The sequence below is a fragment of the Methanolobus vulcani genome, assembly GCF_900100715.1.
Taxonomy (GTDB): Archaea; Halobacteriota; Methanosarcinia; order Methanosarcinales; family Methanosarcinaceae; genus Methanolobus; species Methanolobus vulcani.
This window is the reverse complement of sequence record NZ_FNCA01000001.1, coordinates 190,103-208,966: the sequence shown is the minus strand read 5'-3', so window position 1 is coordinate 208,966 and position 18,864 is coordinate 190,103. Positions and strand designations below refer to the sequence as shown.

General features: G+C 41.0%; 15 protein-coding genes. 9 read left to right on the top strand and 6 right to left on the bottom strand.

Annotation, left to right across the window (positions count from 1 at the left end):
- Positions 1-76: 76 nt before the first annotated feature.
- Genes BLP52_RS00950 through BLP52_RS00930 form a run of 5 tightly spaced genes read left to right on the top strand, consistent with a single transcriptional unit; the run spans position 77 to position 7,205 of the window.
- Positions 77-4,393: a PGF-pre-PGF domain-containing protein gene (locus BLP52_RS00950; RefSeq protein WP_091707897.1), complete on the top strand. Its 4,317-nt coding sequence runs from the start codon at positions 77-79 to the stop codon at positions 4,391-4,393.
- Positions 4,394-4,431: 38 nt separating this feature from the next.
- Positions 4,432-5,451, top strand: coding sequence for a bifunctional N(6)-L-threonylcarbamoyladenine synthase/serine/threonine protein kinase (locus tag BLP52_RS00945; RefSeq protein WP_091707895.1), 1,020 nt, complete (start codon positions 4,432-4,434; stop codon positions 5,449-5,451).
- On the top strand, positions 5,448-6,020 hold the full coding sequence (locus BLP52_RS00940) for a Kae1-associated kinase Bud32 (RefSeq protein ID WP_091707894.1): 573 nt from the start codon (positions 5,448-5,450) through the stop codon (positions 6,018-6,020). The genes BLP52_RS00945 and BLP52_RS00940 overlap by 4 nt, the downstream gene beginning before the upstream one ends.
- On the top strand, positions 6,013-6,567 hold the full coding sequence (locus BLP52_RS00935; RefSeq protein ID WP_091707892.1) for an XTP/dITP diphosphatase: 555 nt from the start codon (positions 6,013-6,015) through the stop codon (positions 6,565-6,567). Before BLP52_RS00940 ends, BLP52_RS00935 begins: the two co-directional genes overlap by 8 nt.
- A 56-nt stretch (positions 6,568-6,623) precedes the next feature.
- Complete coding sequence (locus BLP52_RS00930) at positions 6,624-7,205, top strand: hypothetical protein (protein ID WP_091707890.1); 582 nt, start codon at positions 6,624-6,626, stop codon at positions 7,203-7,205.
- 132 nt (positions 7,206-7,337) lie between these two features.
- Here the strand turns inward: BLP52_RS00930 and aroA are convergent, their stop codons facing one another.
- On the bottom strand, positions 7,338-8,615 hold the full coding sequence (aroA, locus tag BLP52_RS00925) for a 3-phosphoshikimate 1-carboxyvinyltransferase (RefSeq protein WP_091707888.1): 1,278 nt from the start codon (positions 8,613-8,615) through the stop codon (positions 7,338-7,340).
- A gap of 334 nt (positions 8,616-8,949) precedes the next feature.
- On the opposite strand from aroA, the gene BLP52_RS00920 reads away from it, so the two are divergent.
- Positions 8,950-9,384, top strand: coding sequence for a DUF488 domain-containing protein (locus BLP52_RS00920; protein ID WP_091707886.1), 435 nt, complete (start codon positions 8,950-8,952; stop codon positions 9,382-9,384).
- Positions 9,385-9,409: 25 nt separating this feature from the next.
- On the opposite strand, the gene htpX is transcribed toward BLP52_RS00920, so the two are convergent.
- From htpX to BLP52_RS00895, 5 genes are all read right to left on the bottom strand, one after another.
- Positions 9,410-10,267, bottom strand: a complete 858-nt coding sequence (htpX, locus tag BLP52_RS00915; RefSeq protein WP_091707884.1) for a zinc metalloprotease HtpX — start codon at positions 10,265-10,267, stop codon at positions 9,410-9,412.
- 217 nt (positions 10,268-10,484) lie between these two features.
- Positions 10,485-13,325, bottom strand: coding sequence for a methyl-accepting chemotaxis protein (locus BLP52_RS00910; RefSeq protein WP_091707882.1), 2,841 nt, complete (start codon positions 13,323-13,325; stop codon positions 10,485-10,487).
- 420 nt (positions 13,326-13,745) lie between these two features.
- Positions 13,746-14,018, bottom strand: coding sequence for a hypothetical protein (locus BLP52_RS00905; protein ID WP_091707880.1), 273 nt, complete (start codon positions 14,016-14,018; stop codon positions 13,746-13,748).
- A 33-nt stretch (positions 14,019-14,051) separates the two neighbouring features.
- Positions 14,052-15,575, bottom strand: coding sequence for a hypothetical protein (locus tag BLP52_RS00900; RefSeq protein ID WP_091707879.1), 1,524 nt, complete (start codon positions 15,573-15,575; stop codon positions 14,052-14,054).
- A gap of 187 nt (positions 15,576-15,762) precedes the next feature.
- Entirely contained in the window at positions 15,763-16,071 is a 309-nt protein-coding gene (locus BLP52_RS00895; RefSeq protein WP_091707877.1) for a hypothetical protein, read from the bottom strand.
- Between the two features lie 260 nt (positions 16,072-16,331).
- Between BLP52_RS00895 and BLP52_RS00890 the strand changes: the two genes are divergently transcribed.
- The 3 genes from BLP52_RS00890 (at position 16,332) to BLP52_RS00880 (ending at position 18,848) form a co-directional block, all read left to right on the top strand.
- Positions 16,332-17,243 carry a helix-turn-helix transcriptional regulator gene (locus tag BLP52_RS00890; protein ID WP_162272914.1) on the top strand — a complete coding sequence of 304 codons (912 nt, stop codon included), beginning with the start codon at positions 16,332-16,334 and terminating at the stop codon, positions 17,241-17,243.
- A gap of 100 nt (positions 17,244-17,343) precedes the next feature.
- A complete protein-coding gene (locus BLP52_RS00885; protein WP_091707874.1) occupies positions 17,344-17,853 on the top strand; it encodes an amino acid-binding protein in 510 nt (169 codons plus the stop codon).
- Complete coding sequence (locus tag BLP52_RS00880; RefSeq protein WP_091707872.1) at positions 17,853-18,848, top strand: homoserine dehydrogenase; 996 nt, start codon at positions 17,853-17,855, stop codon at positions 18,846-18,848. Before BLP52_RS00885 ends, BLP52_RS00880 begins: the two co-directional genes overlap by 1 nt.
- Positions 18,849-18,864: the final 16 nt, after the last annotated feature.

The following is an 18,864-nucleotide window of genomic DNA, read 5'->3' as shown; positions in this document are numbered from 1 at the left end:
TATAATTTATAGTGCAATACATATAAATGTATTAATTATAATATTCAGTTATTCTGAATAATATTGAGGATGGCTTATGCACACTAAAAATAGGATTCTGATCAATCTGATCCTGATCTTTTTCATTTCATCAATAACGGTATCTGCAAGTATAAACAATGCAGACCTTACAAATAATGACATGTTGTTTTTAAAAGCAGGACATGTAAACACAACTGATACAATGGATGTTCAAAATGGAGTATTGTCCATGTCTTCAACTATTTCGGATGATTCAGCATACTATTATATTGTTCAGTTTGTTGGTCCTGTTAGAGATGAGTGGAAGCAGGAGATCAGCTTAACAGGTGTGGAGATCTTCAGTTATGTTCCTAATAATGCTTTTATTGTGAAAATGAATGCAAATATCAAAAACCAGGTTCAAATGCTGGATTTTGTTAAATGGGTAGGTGAATATGAGCCTTCTTATAAATATGATCCTGAAATAGGTGATAGCAGTAATGATGTAGGTATTTTATCCTTTGGAACTGAAGAAACTTCAATGTATCATGTCTCCCTCTTTTCTGAAGACGAATATGCAAAAATCGTAGCTTCTCTTAAAGCTCAGGGAATTGAAGTTCTCAGCGGTTCCGGAAAAATCATCAGGATCAAGGCATCAGCTGATCAGATCAAAAACATATCAGCTATCGAAGGAATAAGCTGGATAGAGGAATACATCCAGCCAAAAGTAAACAACGATATTGCGGTAGGTATCATTAATGTATCTACGGTCCACCAAACATATGGGCTGAATGGTAGCGGACAGATAGTAGCTGTCTGTGATTCCGGGTTAGATACAGGTGTGAATGATGGTTCAATGCACGCAGATCTGAGGGGGAGGATACTGAACATCACTGATACATACGATGGAGATGCCGCTGATTACCTGGGACATGGAACCCATGTCGCAGGCTCGGTACTTGGAAATGGTTCACTCTCCGGCGGCCAGTACAGTGGAATGGCGCCTGAAGCTGAACTGGTATTCCAGTCTGTAGGTGACAATACTGAGTATTTGTATCTTCCAGATGACCTTAATGTCCTGTTTCAGGCGGCATATGGCCTTGGAGCAAGAATTCACACAAATAGCTGGGGTTCTTCTCAAAATGGAGTTTATACAGATTACTCTATGCAGATAGACCAGTTCATGTGGGAACATCAGGATATGCTTATACTTTTCTCTGCCGGAAATTCAGGAGTTGATTCCAATCACGATGGAGTAATAGATTTGGATTCGATTGGATCGCCAGGAACTGCCAAGAACTGTCTTACTGTCGGTGCGTCAGAGAATGAAAGAGGAAATACTTTTGGAATAGGCAAATATTTGTATTGGGGATTTGCATGGTCTGATAATTATCCTGTATCTCCGATATATGAAGATTACATGGCAGACAACAGCAACGGAATTGCTGCTTTCAGCAGCCGGGGTCCAACAAACGATGGAAGGATAAAACCGGATATTGTTGCTCCAGGTACTTTCATTGCATCTACAAGATCAAGCATTGTAGGAAGCATGACTGGATGGGGGATAATTGACGATAATTATGTTTATATGGGTGGCACCAGCATGTCCACGCCAATTACAGCAGGAGCCGCAGCACTTGTCAGGGAATATTATACCGATGTTGAAAACGTCAGTAATCCAAGTGCTTCATTGCTTAAAGCTACAATAATAAATGGAGCATACAACATGACTCCGGGCCAATATGGAATTGGTGTTGACCAGGAAATTGATGGAATACCTGATTATTCACAGGGATGGGGACGTGTTGACATTGAGAATTCTATATATCCTGAGTCTCCTGTTGTCATGAGGTACTATGATTACATCCCTCTGAATTACAGTGAATCATGGAATGTAAGTTATGATATACTCCATACATCAAGACCTCTAAGAATAACACTTGTATGGACAGATTATCCGGGAACTGCTAATGTTGATCCGCAACTTGTGAACAATCTTGATCTTATTGTGGATGCGCCGGATGGAACCTATTATGGAAACGGTGCTCCTGATACAGTTAATAATGTAGAAGGCGTTGAACTGCTGGAGCCAGTTGCAGGTACTTACACAATAACAGTTAATGGAACAAATGTCCCACAGGGTCCGCAGAATTTCTCACTCGTGGTTTCGTACGGTGAACTCAGTAATATCTCTATGTACCCTGCGCATAACTCCTATACAACTAATGCAAGTACTGAAGTCTACATGAATCTTACACATACTGATGGAATAAACTCAAGTTCCATAGGCATGTTCATCGATGGTTCGCCTGCATCATATTCTCTGGAAGCTATATCAGGAGGATATAGTATTCAAAATCTGACCGCTCAGCCATATTCCGAAGGTTTCCATAATGTATCTGTGAGTGCACTTACTGATCTTGATGAGGTACTGAATTACGGATGGAAATTCTATGTCAGTGTTGAGGACAATATACTCACTGTCCAGAGTCCTCTGGAAAATTCAGTGATACAGGACAACATCATTGTAATCAATTCCAGCAATACCAAGTTGTGCAATTTCTGGTATAATATTGATGGCGGAGCGAATTCCACGCTGGATTCAGGTTATTCCTTCAATACAAGCATAGAACTCAGTGAAGGCAATTACAATATCACGCTGTTTGCCAAGGATGTAACAGGTTTCATCAATTCAACGACTCTGAACTTTACTGTGTTTACAGATCCGGTAGATATTGATTCACCCGCATCAGATAATATTTATTACCTCCCGCAAAACAGTTTCACTCTAAATGGAACAGCAGGAGTTGCAACCAATGTTTCAGTTTATGTTAACGGTGTACTGACCAATTATTCAGAGCCTGTGTCTGGTGGGATCTTTAATATAAGTAATGTTCCTCTTTCAAACGGAACAAGTACAGTAAATGTAAGTGCCATGTACAATAATTCTCAGAATGATTACTTTGCTTCAAATACTACAATATACCTAAGTCTTGGGGAGACTGTGGATACAAGTTCAGGTGAAATGATCACTGTAAATGTTCCGGGAATAGATTCCAATGTGAGCAATCCGATGTTCAATTTCAATATTAGTGGAACATCTTCAAATCCGGGCAATATTTCTGCTTCAGTTGTAAGAGGAACAGAACCTGGAAATGGTTCTTTATTGTCAGGCCCTGTTCTTGATATAAAGGTCTACAATGAGTCTGATCTGAATTATTCATATCAGTTTGGCAGAAATGTGTCACTAACACTTGGATATGATCCATATCGTGTAAATAACACAGCCAAACTTGCAGTTGCATGGTATGATCCTGATGAAGGTTCATGGGTTCCTTACAGGAGTTCCGTTAACAGTACAGCACATACCGTTACTGCAAATATAACCCATCTAAGCATTTATGCTCCTCTGGAAGATAATACATCACCAGCTATTAGCGGTGTGACAAATTCCAGTACTTTTTCAACTGTCACCCTTGTATGGAATTCATCAATTGATACTGATCATGTGGAAGTCTGGAAGAATGCTTCACTTCTTGGGAACTATTCTGTTTCCTCAATGACAGATAAGGGACTTAGTGCCAGCACTCTTTACAATTACAGTCTTCGTGCGGTTGACTACGCAGGAAATACGGGTGACTGGTATAACACATCAGTTTTAACGAGCGCTGTAACGCCTACAAACACTCCTTCCGGTGGTGGAGGAGGTGGTGGAGGTGGTTCCACCGGCGAGAATGTGGATAACATTGCATTCAAGGACGTACTTTCTGTCTATGCAGGAATGAATGATCAGGTAGATTTTGATTTCACCAAAGACCAGAATGTGATTGATTATGTCCGCTATACTTCACTGAAGAATGCAGGTAAGATAAGTGTGACAATAGAAATGCTGAAAAATTCGTCTGCACTTGTGGATAAAGCTGCTCCTGGTTTGGTATATAAGAACATGAATATATGGGTCGGAAAGACAGGTTATGCCACAGAGCATAATATCAAGGATTCCGTGATTGGTTTTATGGTAAGCAAAAAATGGGTGGATGATAATAACGTCAACATTGGCACTATAGTCCTCAATCGCTATAGTGAAGACGTATGGACTAAGCTTGATACTGAACGGACCGGGGAGGATAAGGATTATTATTACTTTGAGTCAAGTACTCCTGGATTCTCGCCGTTTGCCATAACTGCAGACCTTCCAATCATACTCAGTACAAAACAAGATGTAACAAACGAGCAAATAAATGCAGGTTCATCCAATGACAGTGGCAGTGAAAAAACAGTTGTTAATGCGGAAAATAATACAGGAGACAAAAGTACACCTGCAATATCAGGTATTGTAACACTGATAATATTTAGTGTCGTATCTGTATTCATAAGGAAACAGCAAAATTAATATTCAACTCCATCCCATTTAGCGCCGGAGATATCAAGTTGAAAGGAACAGTGCTTGGCATTGAGGGTACTGCGTGGAATCTCAGTGCTGCCATCGTTAATGAGAAAGATGTAATTGCGGAGGTTTCCGACATGTACAGGCCTCCAACCGGCGGGATACACCCAAGGGAAGCTGCCCAGCACCACGCAAAGTATGCTTCCTATGTGGTAAAAGGAGTACTTGAGGAAGCAAAGCAGAAAGGAGTCGATGCATCTGATATCGATGCAATCTCATTCTCGCAGGGTCCGGGACTTGGAGCCTGTCTGCGTACAGTGGCTACTGCTGCCAGAATGCTTGCAATAAGTCTTGATGTTCCTCTTGTTGGTGTAAATCATTGCCTTGCCCATGTTGAGGTTGGCCGCTGGAAAACTCCGGCAACTGATCCGGTCACACTGTATGTCAGTGGTGCAAATTCACAGGTGCTGGCTTACAGAATGGGACGATACAGGGTTTTTGGCGAGACACTTGATATAGGACTTGGAAATGCCTTTGATAAGTTTGCACGCAGTGCAGGTCTTGGACATCCGGGAGGACCGCAGATAGAGCAGTTCGCCAGAAATGCTTCCAATTACATTCCACTTCCCTATGTTGTAAAGGGAATGGACCTTTCGTTCTCAGGGCTTTCAACCGCAGCAACAGCAGCACTCAAAGATAATTCTATGGAAGATGTGTGTTATTCATTTCAGGAGACTGCTTTTGCAATGGTGGTTGAGGTTACCGAACGTGCACTTGCTCATACGGGAAAGAATGAAGTGCTTCTTGCAGGTGGTGTCGGTGCTAACATGAGACTTCGGGAAATGCTTGATATCATGTGTAACGAGCGCGGTGCTAATTTCTATGTTCCTGAAAAGAGATTCATGGGTGACAATGGTGCCATGATAGCTTATCTTGGACTCCTGATGTATGATTCAGGCAATGTGATCGACGTTGAGAACTCGCATGTGAACCCGAATTTCAGGCCGGATGATGTTGATGTAACATGGATTCCTAGAGACTTTGAGGAAGTGAGGCAGTCATGAACCTTACAAATGGTGCCGAGGCTGTCGTCAGGGTTGAGGACGGTGTGCTTATCAAGGAAAGGGTTCCGAAGAGTTATCGCTTGAAAGAACTTGATGAGCGTATCAGGAAGGAAAGGACAAAAGCCGAAGCAAGGCTTATATCCGAAGCAAGAAGAGCCGGTGTTCCAACTCCTATAATTTATGATATTGAGAATTCTACAATAAAGATGCAGTACATCGATGGAATTGCACTGAAACATGTCATTGATGATGATCTCAGTGAGCAGATAGGTATCCTTGTTGCGGAATTACATGCAGCCGGAATTATTCATGGTGACCTTACAACATCCAATCTCATACTTTCCAACGATAAAATTTACATGATAGACTTCGGTCTATCATTTTTTGAGAGCAGTGTCGAAGCACGCGGTGTAGATGTACATGTCCTTTTCAGGACATTTGAAAGTACACACAGGGACCATGAAAGACTGATAGCTGCATTCTGCCGTGGATACAGGAAAGAATTCGCGCAGGCTGATGAAGTGCTTGAAAGAGTAAAAGAGATAGAGAAGAGGGGAAGATATGCGTAAGATCGTTTTTGTAACAGGTAATAATGGAAAGTTCAGAGAGGTCAAGGATATACTTGCTGCCAGGGGATTTGAGGTTATACAGAATACAGATGGATATCCTGAACTTCAGGAAGATGACCTTGAACCTATTGCAGCCTATGGTGCTAAATGGGCATCTGACAAACTTGGACTTCCTGTAATGGTGGACGACTCAGGACTCTTCATTAATGTGCTCAATGGTTTTCCAGGGCCATATTCTGCTTTTGTGGAAAAGAACCTTGGTAATCCGAGGGTTCTTAAGATAATGGAAGGTGAAACCGAAAGGTCTGCAGTGTTCAAGTCAGTTATAGGATACTGTGAACCAGGAGCCGAACCGCTGACCTTTACAGGAACTGTTGAGGGTAAGATTGCCTTTGAAGAACTCGGTACCGGTGGTTTCGGATATGACCCTATATTCGATTACAATGGGAAGACCTTTGGAGAGCTTGGTGATGAATTCAAGAACAAGGTTTCACACCGCAGGCGCGCTGTTGATAAGTTTGTAGAGTGGCTGGATTCACAAGGCTAATTTTTGAATTATATTGTATTGGCATTGTATTGATTTGATACAGGGATGTGAAAAACGTGGGGGTTGAAAACAGTTCTTTTTTCAGGGATACCAGAGGTATCGATACTGTTCCTTTAAAATTGGTATTTTATCTTGCCATAACAGGGGCTATTATTTTCCTTATGGCTTTCTCATGGAACAATATGGCACCAGTTTACTCTGGGGCTAAGGACAGCAAGCAGATAAATTCTGCTGCTTTGGAGCTCGAGGCTATACAGGACGGATACGCCAGGAACATTCAGGATATGACCTCGCCGGAGGGTTCGATGTGTAGTATTGAACTATCATTGCCAGATGTAAGATTTCTGGCATTTGGCGTAGACCCGGATTCAGATACAAATGGTAATCTCAGTGATAGTTTATGGATCGTTGAGAACAATACCATTATCTGTCAGTATGAAAACGGTGCAAGGAACCTTTACCACCTTGATGGTGAAACCATTGTTTTCCAGAAAGGTAGGCTGGATAACTCCACCGGTCTATGGGTGCCGGATGAAAATAAACTTTCAACAGGGCTTGTGATCGAAGGTCCAATATCATGTACTTTTGATTTTGAGCTGGTGCTTGATGACGGAAAATATACCATGTCACATTTTTAAGCACAAATTCCAAAGCCTAAAACCTAATTTGCGCTCAGTAACAGATTACAAAAATATAAATTAAAAAAGTGTTCAGATCAACATGAAACAAAACTCATGTTGATGCTGTTTTTGTAAATAAAATCTGATACTTTAGATAAGTTCTACTTCTGCACCCAATTCTTTCATTGTATCAAAGAAATTTGGGAATGAAATGTCCACGGCCTCAGCAGTATCGATCACAGTGTCTCCGGCAACCATTCCTGCAATGGTCAGTGCCATTATTATCCTGTGGTCGTGCCATCCGTGAAGCTCAGCCCCTCTCAGTTTACCACCTGTGATGATAAGCTGATCAGGCTCTTCTTTAACAGCAATCCCCATCTTGGTAAGTTCGAGTGCCATTGCATGAAGCCTGTCAGTTTCCTTGTAACGGACGTGCTCTGCATTCTCTATCACAGTAGTTCCTTCGGCACATGCCGCCAGAACAGCAATAGTTGGCACAAGATCAGGTGTCGCACCGGCATCGAAGATCGTTGCCTTAAGGCCATTGCCTGTGATCTGAGCTATTCCATTCTCTTTGTCCCATGATATCTTTGCACCCATACGTTCAAGGACATCAATGATCTCTATATCTCCCTGTTTTGATGGGAACAGGTTCTTCACAGTAACAGTTGATCCGGTTATGGCAGCAGCTGCAAGCAGGTATGAAGCTGAAGAAAAGTCTCCGGGGACAGTGTACTCTTTCAGGTTGTACTTCTGATTTGCAGGGATGATGAACTTGATGGTGTTCCCTTCTTCTACAAGGATCTCTGCACCTGCCTGTTCTATCAATTCCATTGTAACGTCAACATAAGGTCTTGACTTCATCTCACCTTTAATGGAAAGTGTTGTGCTCTGAGTGGTCAATGGGCATGCAATAAGAAGTGCTGATATGAACTGTGAACTGATGGATCCGTCAATTGTTGTAATGGCACCTTTCAGCCCTCCACGAACTACAATAGGTGCACAGCCATTTCCTCTGGTAGAATATGCTTCCACACCAAGTTTATTCAGGACATCAAGGAGAGGCTGGTTTGGCCTGTTTCTGATGGAACTGTCTCCTGTAAGTACGGTCACACCATTTGTAAGTGCTGATACCGCTGTCATAAAACGCAGTGTTGTTCCGGAGTTTGCAACATCTATTATGTTGTTTGGTACGTGAGGTTTACCATTCACTCCTTTAACATGAATTCTATCTTCATATTTCTCAATACTTGCTCCCAATGCTTCTGCTGCACGAATACTTGCAAGTGTATCGGCTGACATGAGGGGGCGGTGGATCACACAGTCATCGGACAGTGCGGCAATTGTGATTGCACGATGAGTATAGCTTTTTGATGGTGGTGCGAAAACCTCACCATTTACTTTTGAAGTGCTGACAGATACTTTCATTTTATCCTCTCTCGGCCTCTATAAAATGTAATAGTTAATATCTTAAAATCTCATTCCCTGTATTCAGATATGAATTAATTTCAATAGCTTTATGCAAATATGAACAATCTCTAGTTACTTTTGACAAAATGCCTTTCTCAATGATATTCTTATCGATGTAATATCACTGAATGAATAAGTGGACACTTTTTTGTTAAATACTTTCTTTATGTCAGTAAAGCCCCTCTTAATATTGTCATCTCTTCCGCTTTCTTTTTATCATATGCCGCAAAATCTCAGGATGAACATTTAGATATCAACATATGATTGTCTATTACACTTGATGGTGCGAAGAATGAAGTGCTATACCATAGGATACGGAAATCGGCAGCTTGATGAGTTTATCTTCATGCTGGCAAAGAATAAGATCACGCATCTGGTTGATATAAGAAGGTATCCGCAATCAACTTTCAAGGAATATGACAGGGAATCACTGGAAGATATCCTTCCAAAGAACAGTATTCTTTATTACCATTGTGAAGGTGTCGGAGGAATGCGTGATTCTACTTATGTGGAGTATATGGATACGGAGTCATTCCAGAGTAGCCTGAAGAAACTGATATCGCTTATCAGCAAGGTGGACTCTGAGAACGGCAGGATAGTTTTGATGTGTGCTGAAAAAAGTCCGAAAGGTTGTCACAGACATTATCTTTCAAACAAACTTGAAGAAAAAGGTATAGAGGTTATCCACCTTGTTGAACAGGGGCAGACAAGCCTCTTTAATTTCTGATATTTGACTTATTTTGACTTTGATCTTACATTGCACGCAGACGCCTGATACGTTCTTCTGTAGCAGGATGTGTCCTGAACAGGTTCATCAGAGAGTGACCTTTCAGAGGGTTTACGATGAACATGTGTGCAGTGGTCTCAGATGCTTGCACATCGCCTCTTCTTGGACGGTAGTTGTTGCTTCCATATTCCAGTTTCTCAAGGGCACTGGCAAGAGCCCATGGTTTCTGTGAAATACGTGCTCCTTCTTCATCGGCTGCGAATTCCCTTGATCTTGAGATTGCAAGCTGGATGATCGTTGCTGCAATTGGTGCTACGATAGCAAGCGCAAGGAATCCAATTATATTTCCACCGCCTTCGCTGTCCCTACCACCAAAACCGCCAAATATTGCCGCCCACTTGACCCAGGTTGCTATCATTGTAATGACACCGGCAATGGTTGCTGCAATGGCACTAATGAGTGTGTCTCTGTGTTTTACGTGTGAAAGTTCGTGTGCCAGAACTCCTTCAAGTTCCTCTGCGTTTAACAGGTCAAGTATTCCTGTGGTTGCAGCTACTGCTGCATGCTGAGGGTCTCTGCCTGTTGCGAATGCATTTGGCATTGCAGTATTTACAATATAGACCTTTGGCATTGGCAGATTTGCACGCATGGCAAGTTTTTGTACAATTCCATATAATTGTGGAGCTTCGACTGAAGTGACTTCCTGAGCACGATACATTTTCAGGACAATCTTATCACTGTACCAGTAGCTTCCAAAGTTCAAAATGATTGCAAATATGAATGCGATAATCATTCCTGACGTTCCACCGAGCAACTGACCTACAATAACCAGTAAACCGGTAAGAGATGCCAGTAATAAAGTGGTTTTTAGCATATTTCCCATAATCTTCCTCTTAGATATGATGTCATTTCTAAGTGCAAAATTGTTGTTTGTTCTTCTATAAAAAAGTAACTCAACATCCGGAGTCTTTTTCCTATGAATTAATCATGTAAAAAGCAATAAAACAGAATCAAAAGACTTCTTTGTTAGATTTGATCAGATTTTAAGAAAAAGAAAATGAAATTGAAATTTGCCGTTTCCGGCAAATATCCATGAAATTTCAGACCAGCGCTGGCTTCTCATCACGGTCTACAATCGCATCATCATCTCTATTGTCACTTGCACAGGCAATGCTTGCAGCACTTGCACCGCTGACACGCAAATTAACATCAAGGATGAATTTGTCAACTACTGATTTCATGTCGTGGGAGAGGCATGAAAGCTCATCTGCAGATCTTGCAAGTTCCTGCATAGTAGAGTTCTGTTCCTGGACAGATGCTGAAGCTTCCTGTGTGCTGGCTGCAGATTCCTCTGATATTGCACTGACCTCTTCTATAGATGAGGTTATTTCTTCAATAGAAGCTGATTGTTCCTGTGCAGCAGCAGCAATATCCTGTACCATATTAGCGATTATTCCACCGGACTCAACTACCTGTTCAATATCAATTGCAACAGTGTTCAGTGCTTCTGCCCCGTTTGTTACCTCTTCAGAACCCTGCTGTATTGAAATGACAGCATTGTTGGTTCCTTCCTGTATTTCAGTAATGAGTGTAGCAATCTGCTTTGCTGCGTTTCCTGAGTCTTCAGCAAGTTTGCGTACCTCGTCGGCTACTACGGCAAATCCTCTTCCATGCTCACCTGCACGTGCTGCTTCAATTGCAGCATTCAAAGCAAGCAGGTTGGTCTGGTCAGCAATGTTAGTAATAAGGTTGACAATTTCTCCTATCTGTTTGGATTTTCCTGCCAATTCCATAATCACATCGGATGACTCGCCTGAACTGTGTTTTATATTCTCCATTTTGTGCAGCAGGTCCTTTGTTGTAGTCCTGAGGTTCTCCATCAGTTCGTTTGAGCCTTTGGCACTCTCTGCTGCCTTACCTGAATTAGATGCCACTTCCTGAACTGTCATTGTCATATCGATCATAGCCCTTGAGACTTCTTCTGTTTTTGAAGCCTGACTCTGGGCACCCTTTGCGATTTCAGAAACAGTATCTTCTATCTGATATGCTGAGGATGTTATTTCCTCTACAGATGCTGACATCTCCTCGGCAGTAGAAGCTACATTTATGGAACTATTGTGTACAAGGGATACAACTTCGTTCAATGATCTTCTGGCGTTTTCAATACCGTCTGTCAGTTTCTTAACATCGCCATCACCAACAAGACTCAGTGGTTTTGATAGATCATTATTTGAAATTGCAGCAAGCACCTCACTTGACTCTTCTATAAGTCCCTGAAGCTTATCACCAAATATATTAAGAGCATTGGCAAAATCCTCGAAGTCGCCATTTGCCTCCAGCTCAAACCTTGCACCAAGAAGACCTTTGCTGTATTCATTAACTAAACGTATGGCTTCGTTCATTGGTGTGACAAGAGCATCTATTGCATCATTCACAGAATCTATCGCATCTTTATATGCACCGTTGAACTGTGATGAATCAGACCGGTATTCAAGGTCACCATTCTTTGCTGCATTTCCAAGTTTGACAAACTCAAGACCCAGGTTTTCAATATTGCTCATCATTGCAATGTAACACGGAATGAGATCATCATTTTCGGAACGCTTGCCGACTTGTTTGAGTCCTTCAAGGTCACTGAGATCTCCAAGAGCTATCTTCTTGTTAACACCCATTACAGTTAATATGCGTTCTCTGACACCATTGGTGGCGGCAGCAACTTCAGCATAGATTCCCTGATAATCACCTTCTACTTTTCGTGTGTGGTCATTATCAACCATCAACTGCAGGATCTCATTGCTCTCTACAAGTCCTCCAAGACCATCGATACATTCGTTGATGTTATCCTTGATGTGATTGAAATCACCCAGGTATTCTTCAGTGATCCTTTCAGGTATTTCACCCTTTGATATCTGTTCAACATAGTCTGCTGTCATGTTCAGCGGATCAATTACAGAATCAAATGCGTGGTTAACAGTAGTAATGGCTTCATTGAACAATCCTCTGAAATTATCGGCATTTGCTCTATATTTAAGATTTCCATTTTCAGCAGCATGCCCAAGCTCAATGAACTCATCTGTCATTCCCTTTACATTTTCCATCATTGCAATGGTGTAAGGGAGAAGCTTGTCATTCTCTGAGCGTTTACCAACAGATCTGTATTTTACAAGGTCGCTGAAGTCTCCTGCAACCATATATTCAAAAGTACGCTGGATGTTGAGAAGTCTGCTGTGTACTTCATTTACGGCATATATATTATCTTTAAACACTCCGTTGTATTGTCCTATGGCTTCAGTTTCAAAGTCATTAACTGCAAGTTTAAGAAGTACATCTGTTCCTTCATTAAGAGGTTCTTCTATTGAATCCAGAAGTGTGTTCTGTGATTCTATGATTCTTTTGAAGTCTCCTTCATGTCTGGAGGCATCTGCACGCAGGTCCATAATGCCTTCAATGCCTGCCTGGGCAAGTTTCTCAGAATCCTCTATCAGAGCATTGATGGCATCCACGCAGAGATTCAGATTGTTCTTGAATTCATTGAAGGTGCCTTTATACTCCCTTTCAATGCGAGGTGGAATGTCACCCATTGATATTCTTTTTACATATTTGGATGCGGCAAGGAGGGGTTCTATAACAGCATCCATCAGACTGTTAAAACATCCTGTAATATCCTGTGCATCAGTACAGGATTTTGCAGTTCCTATGCGTGCACCAAGCTCTCCTTCAAGTGCTTTAGCCAGGACCTCTTGCATTTCTCTTCTAATTTGTTCTTGTTCATTTGCCGCAATTTTCCACTGGATAGCTTCGTCAAGGAATGCATTAAGTTCCTCTGCAGCAGCTCTATCCGCATCACTTCCTTGCAAAGATATTCTAGCTTCATTGTTTCCTTTTTTTATAGAAGATAGTACATCAGGAATGTCTTTAATCACTTTATTTGTACCAAACATAATATTGTCACCTTGTTAGTGGTAAATTCTATAGAATTCTAGGAATTGTTGTTAATTCTGCATATTTTGAACAGATAGGTTTTATAACAGTTCCTGTGTTTAATTTATGCTAATATGTGTATATTAGTTTTATTATAAAAAGATTTCATGGTTAAATATGTACATTTGAATATTTTAGGCATCAGAAAAAGACAGTTGGTCAAAGTCATAACAGTTGTTTGCTGTCAGTAATATATCCCACATATGCGCAACAATCTTTTTTTGAATAGGATCTTTTCAGGAGAAATTCAACATTTCAATGTAATGAACAAATAAGAAAATCCATTCTTATTGTAACAAAAAAGAAAAAACACGTATCTATACAAAAACTTTGATCTATATGAATTAAAAAAGAATGGTGGAACATTTCGATGTTCCATCTCATATATCTTCAATAACAATATCTTCTTCAAGTTTCGTCTCATTGAGCATTGCTTCAAGTTCGGCAAGGTCTGCTTCCAGATCCTGCATTTCTGTATCAGTTATACCTACCATTTCCGAACTGAGCAACTCATCGGCAACACTGACATTTTGAGAAATACTGTCACTTGGATTACTTTGTTCCTGAGTAGTACTTTCTTTATCGGCGCATCCTGAGATGATAAGACTGAAGAGCACCACAGCAATGATAATAACGTTTCCAGCTTTTACCATTTATAACCACCTATCTTCTAAACTCCGTATCATTCAGTTTTCTGCCCCATTTTCATCGGTGCTGTTATTTTCGCTGTCCTGTTCATTTTCTGCAGGTTCGGTTTCAGCTGAATCATTATCTTCTACACCATTGCCAGAATCTTCATTATCAGCAATTGAGTCATTAACTCCATCTTCCTGTCCGTTCTCAGTTTCTGCTTCGATATTGTCGTCAGGATTTTCGGAATTATCTTCAACATCGTTATCATCTGAGATTCTGTTTGCCCACTGACCGTTGGTTCCATCTGCGATGTATGTTCCCTCGCCTGCCAGTACTACTGAACCTGTACCTTCAGCCTCAAGGTTAATTCCTGTTCCTTTTATCATGACTGTAAGGCGGCTTCCTTCAATGTGTACATTACCGGAAAGTCCGATGAATACAAATGCCCGGTTGTTGTCAGTGCTGTTACCTGCATCGATATTGGACTCATTATATGTTGCACCATCTGTGTTGATCGTAGCATCATCTGCAAGATCTTTGATGATGATATTGACATCTTCTGCAGTGGCATCGATCGTAATGTTGCCTGAAAGTACAACGGTTCCGTTTCCATTAGCGGTAAGATTTCCTGTTCCGCTCAGTGTGATCAGACCTTCCCTCTGCTGCTTGATCACACCGAACATATTACGCAGGAGTGCATTTGCTTCTGTTATGTCTTTACCTGCTTCTGTGAAATACTGGTTTGCTTCTCTGATATTCTCTGCATCGGTGCCTTCACCGTACATATAAGAGTTCCTTGCATGTTCCCTATTCTTTTCAGCTGAAGCTATAAGTTGATTATATTCTCCAAGCATATTTTGAAGACCTGTCACGTCCTGGCCATTCTGCTCCATTCTGACAATCTCATTTTCAAGACGATTTGCCATGTTCTTAGATGTCTGAATGACTGCTCCTACTTTGTTATCAATGACCTTTCCATTTGATACTACACGGTCCTTGCGTACATCATTCCAGATAGTCCTGATGTTCTTTGCAGAATCTGCAAGTTCCTGTCTGGTGCTTGCATCCTCTACTTTTTGTCTTTCTTCTTCAAGCTTGGCTATATAGTCTGCATCTTCTTCCTCATCGAGGAAAGTAAGCATATAGTCAATAGAACTGATGAGGTACTCTTTTGTGGCGTTGATGGCCTCTTCAGTATTAAGGTTAGGATTCTGAGACTTTATATTGGCAAAATTACTCTTTGCTGCCTGATAATTACCTGCAGCATTACCTGAGTTCATTTTTGCGATCTCTGCTCTTGTTCTGGTTGCGTTCTCAGTTGCATTGATCATTTCCTGATCTCTGATGCGTTCCCTGTCATAAAGTTTGGAAGTATCAGCAGAGTCATCATTACTGTCATCGTCAGTGGCTTTAGCACTGGCACCATTTACTGAGTACATTTTATTTGATTGTCCATTGGCATTATTGGATGCAGCGTTATCAGATACTGCCATTGCACTAATTGGCATAACACTTATCAGCATCATAAGTACTGCAAAGATCGTAATTATTCGCATTCCATTTTTTGTTTTGCTCATTATAAGAGTTCCCTCCAGTTCTCTTTAATAAATTTTATGACATCTTGTGAATATGAATTTAGTTTTTTGGTATATAAAGGTCTGTAAAATGTAATGTATAAATGGGATAGATCCCGGTGAAGGATTATCCCATTTATTTCTCCCTTTCTACTTTCGTTTTACTTTCGTTTTTTATTTATATCACGCTTTAGTCATTGCATGAACCATCTCTAGAGCGATCCATATCTCCCTTACCTTCTCCCTGACTATTTCCTACCCCATGAGGGCCTGTTCCATCACAGATTCCGCCGTTTGGACAGTTGTCACAGACTCCATCTCCGTCTTCATCTACAAAGTTATCGCAGATGCCATCATTTGGACAATCTCCATCATATAGACAGGTTCCGTCCCCATTTCCATTCTGTCCATGATCTCCATATGCTGCCATAGCAGATACTGCAAACAAGCTGAACAGCATAAGTGCTGCAGCAATCAGTGAAAGTTTTCTAGTGTTCATTTACTCTCCCTCTGTTTCTAATTTATTTCTTTTATTTTGACCATTGCAAGTGCAAGCCTGACATTGTCATGGTGGTATTTTGCGGTTGACATTGTCCTATCTTGGTAGTATAGTTGTTTTCAACCTGCACTTGCAATTCCCCCATTGGCTGAGTGGGATATAAGCATACTTTACTTCACGGAAACTTTATGAATGCTTCAATGGTGAATAAAGGCTTAAAACAGTTTATTTTACTTGATTAAACTTTACGATACTTCAGATTGGCATTAGAAGTAACTATTATATGGGTGTACTATGTAAATATACATCCTGTGTTGAACAAAAAGATAATCCTGCTTAGCTTGAGTGTTATTTTATTTGCATCTCTTTGTCTTACGGCATCAGCCCAGGAAGCAACAATACATGGTGCTGTATATGAGTGGGATTCATTTGATCCTCTTGAACATGTCATTGTGGAGGTAAATTCAACACCTTCCCAGTCAATGCTTGCAAATTACGGCATTTATTCCTTTAATCTTGACCCCGGAACTTACCTTATATCTGCCAGTTATTACAGTGGAAATGAACTGGCAGCATATACTGAAGAAAAGGTCACAATTACCGATGATGGCGACTATGTGCTGGATCTTATCCTGTATCCTATCTATTACAATGATCCATTGCTTAATGAAAGCGATTTTGCAGAACTTAGCGATATAGCCAACTTTTCAGAATCTGATAAAGGAGGTTCCTCATCTTCTCTGTCAGGCAGTTCAGTGGTGATTATTGTTGTTCTTCTAATCCTTATTATTGCAGGAACTATTCTACTAAAACAAAAGAAAGATGTTTCCATATCAGAAAATCCTTCATCTGATTATCTGTCAGATGAATATGTGCCTGAAAAGTCAATAGATGGTCTGGACGATCTGCCAGATGATCTGCGCGAAGTGGTTTCCATTATTGTAAAGAACGATGGCAGAATTACACAGAAAGATCTTCGTACCAAAGTAAAACACTCGGAAGCCAAGGTGAGTTTAATGATCTCGGACCTTGAAAGCAGAGGAATTGTGCGCAAATTCAAAAAAGGGCGAGGAAACATTATTATTCTTGAAGAGCCGGGTCAAGCAGATGATACTAATTCCGGGGAAGAAGTGACCGATCCATCAAATAACGATCATGATAATAACACATGATCAAAAGCCAAACCAAAACGTATAACTGTATTTAACGAGTATGGATGTAAGCATTCAGAAATAGTTCTATTTATGTATTTATGATATTATGAGGGTATACATGCGAGTTTCCATGGATATTGAGTTAAAAGATATTCCCGGGCAGTTGCTTCAGGCTTTGAGACCGGTTTCCGAGCTTAAAGGTAATTTAATTTCGGTGGTTCACCACCATGAAAAAAGAACTCCCCGTGGAACTATTCCGGTTCAATTGGTCTTTGAGATAAAACCGGATAAGCTTAATGATATTGTTTCAAGCCTCGAAGAAAGTGGCATTGGTATCGTACGGATTGACGAGAAGAGATTTTTTGAGCATGGGGCAGTGCTGCTTATAGGACACATAGTCCACACAGATATACAGGACACCATTGATACCATTGACAAGACAGGCTACGCAGAAGTTGTTGACCTTAATCTTTCAATGCCAAAGATAAATATGGCATCTTCTGCTTCGTTAAAGATAGATGCTGTTAGCAAGGAGCATATGGAATCAGCTATTGCTCTGTTAAAGGAAATAGCAAAAAAGAAGGATCTGCTGGTAATTGAACCAATAAAAAGCATAGGGGTGGCCTGATGAGGACGATTCGTGTATCAGTAATTGGTTTTGGTGCAGTAGGTCAGGGTGTTGCCCGGGTACTTATCGATAAAAAGGAGTATCTTGAAAACATAGGGCTTGATTTCAGGGTAGTTGCCGTTGCAGATTCAAGAACATCTACCATTGATGAGAATGGTGTTGATCTCAGTGCAGTGCTTGCCAGAAAACAAAGCGAAGGTGTCGTAGGTTCTGAAAAGCTTACCGGTCTTGAAATCATTGAAACAATCGACCATGATCTTGTAGTTGAGACCACACCTACTAATATAATAACAGGTGGCGTTGGTCTTCAGAACATGCTTATGGCCTTTAAGAACGGAAGGGACGTTGTCACCTCAAACAAAGGTCCACTTGCAATGAAATATGGTGAACTTATTGAAGCTTCAAAAGCTGGCGGCTCACGTTTCAGGTTCGAAGCAACAGTTGGCGGAGCAATGCCAGTCCTTAACCTTGCAAATGATGTGCTTGCAGGAAATATCATCACAAATGTTGAAGGAATTTTTAACGGAACATGTAATTATATCCTCACCCGTATGATGGAGGAACATGCTTCTTATGAGCAGATGCTTGCAGAGGCTCAGGAACTTGGGTTTGCAGAAACAGATCCGACCTATGATGTTGAAGGAATTGACACTGCATGTAAACTTGTCATCCTCGCAAACTGTGTGTTTGGCATGAACGCAACACATGAGGATGTAACCATTACGGGAATTACCAAGATCACACCTGAAGCACTTCTTCTGGCCCAGAACGAGGGCTATGTGATCAAACTTATAGGAGAGGTCAACGACAGCAGGATCAATGTTGCACCAAAACTTGTGCCAATAGATCACCCGCTTGCTGTTGGTGGTTCTCTGAACGTGGCTTCTGTCCAGACCGACCTTTCAGGTCCTATCACTGTTACAGGACGTGGTGCAGGTTCAATAGAGACTGCAAGCGCCATTCTTAGTGATATGATATCCATTTACAGGGACTAAGGTCCAAGCATCCATA

What these genes read in the sequence shown, in the direction of transcription:
- BLP52_RS00950 (WP_091707897.1), top strand. Translation starts at nt 77, where the DNA reads ATGCACACTAAAAATAGGATTCTGATCAATCTGATCCTGATCTTTTTC.
- BLP52_RS00940 (WP_091707894.1), top strand. Translation starts at nt 5,448, where the DNA reads ATGAACCTTACAAATGGTGCCGAGGCTGTCGTCAGGGTTGAGGACGGT.
- BLP52_RS00935 (WP_091707892.1), top strand. Translation starts at nt 6,013, where the DNA reads ATGCGTAAGATCGTTTTTGTAACAGGTAATAATGGAAAGTTCAGAGAG.
- aroA (WP_091707888.1), bottom strand. Translation starts at nt 8,615, where the DNA reads ATGAAAGTATCTGTCAGCACTTCAAAAGTAAATGGTGAGGTTTTCGCA.
- BLP52_RS00920 (WP_091707886.1), top strand. Translation starts at nt 8,950, where the DNA reads ATGAAGTGCTATACCATAGGATACGGAAATCGGCAGCTTGATGAGTTT.
- htpX (WP_091707884.1), bottom strand. Translation starts at nt 10,267, where the DNA reads ATGGGAAATATGCTAAAAACCACTTTATTACTGGCATCTCTTACCGGT.
- BLP52_RS00910 (WP_091707882.1), bottom strand. Translation starts at nt 13,325, where the DNA reads ATGTTTGGTACAAATAAAGTGATTAAAGACATTCCTGATGTACTATCT.
- BLP52_RS00905 (WP_091707880.1), bottom strand. Translation starts at nt 14,018, where the DNA reads ATGGTAAAAGCTGGAAACGTTATTATCATTGCTGTGGTGCTCTTCAGT.
- BLP52_RS00900 (WP_091707879.1), bottom strand. Translation starts at nt 15,575, where the DNA reads ATGAGCAAAACAAAAAATGGAATGCGAATAATTACGATCTTTGCAGTA.
- BLP52_RS00895 (WP_091707877.1), bottom strand. Translation starts at nt 16,071, where the DNA reads ATGAACACTAGAAAACTTTCACTGATTGCTGCAGCACTTATGCTGTTC.
- BLP52_RS00885 (WP_091707874.1), top strand. Translation starts at nt 17,344, where the DNA reads ATGCGAGTTTCCATGGATATTGAGTTAAAAGATATTCCCGGGCAGTTG.
- BLP52_RS00880 (WP_091707872.1), top strand. Translation starts at nt 17,853, where the DNA reads ATGAGGACGATTCGTGTATCAGTAATTGGTTTTGGTGCAGTAGGTCAG.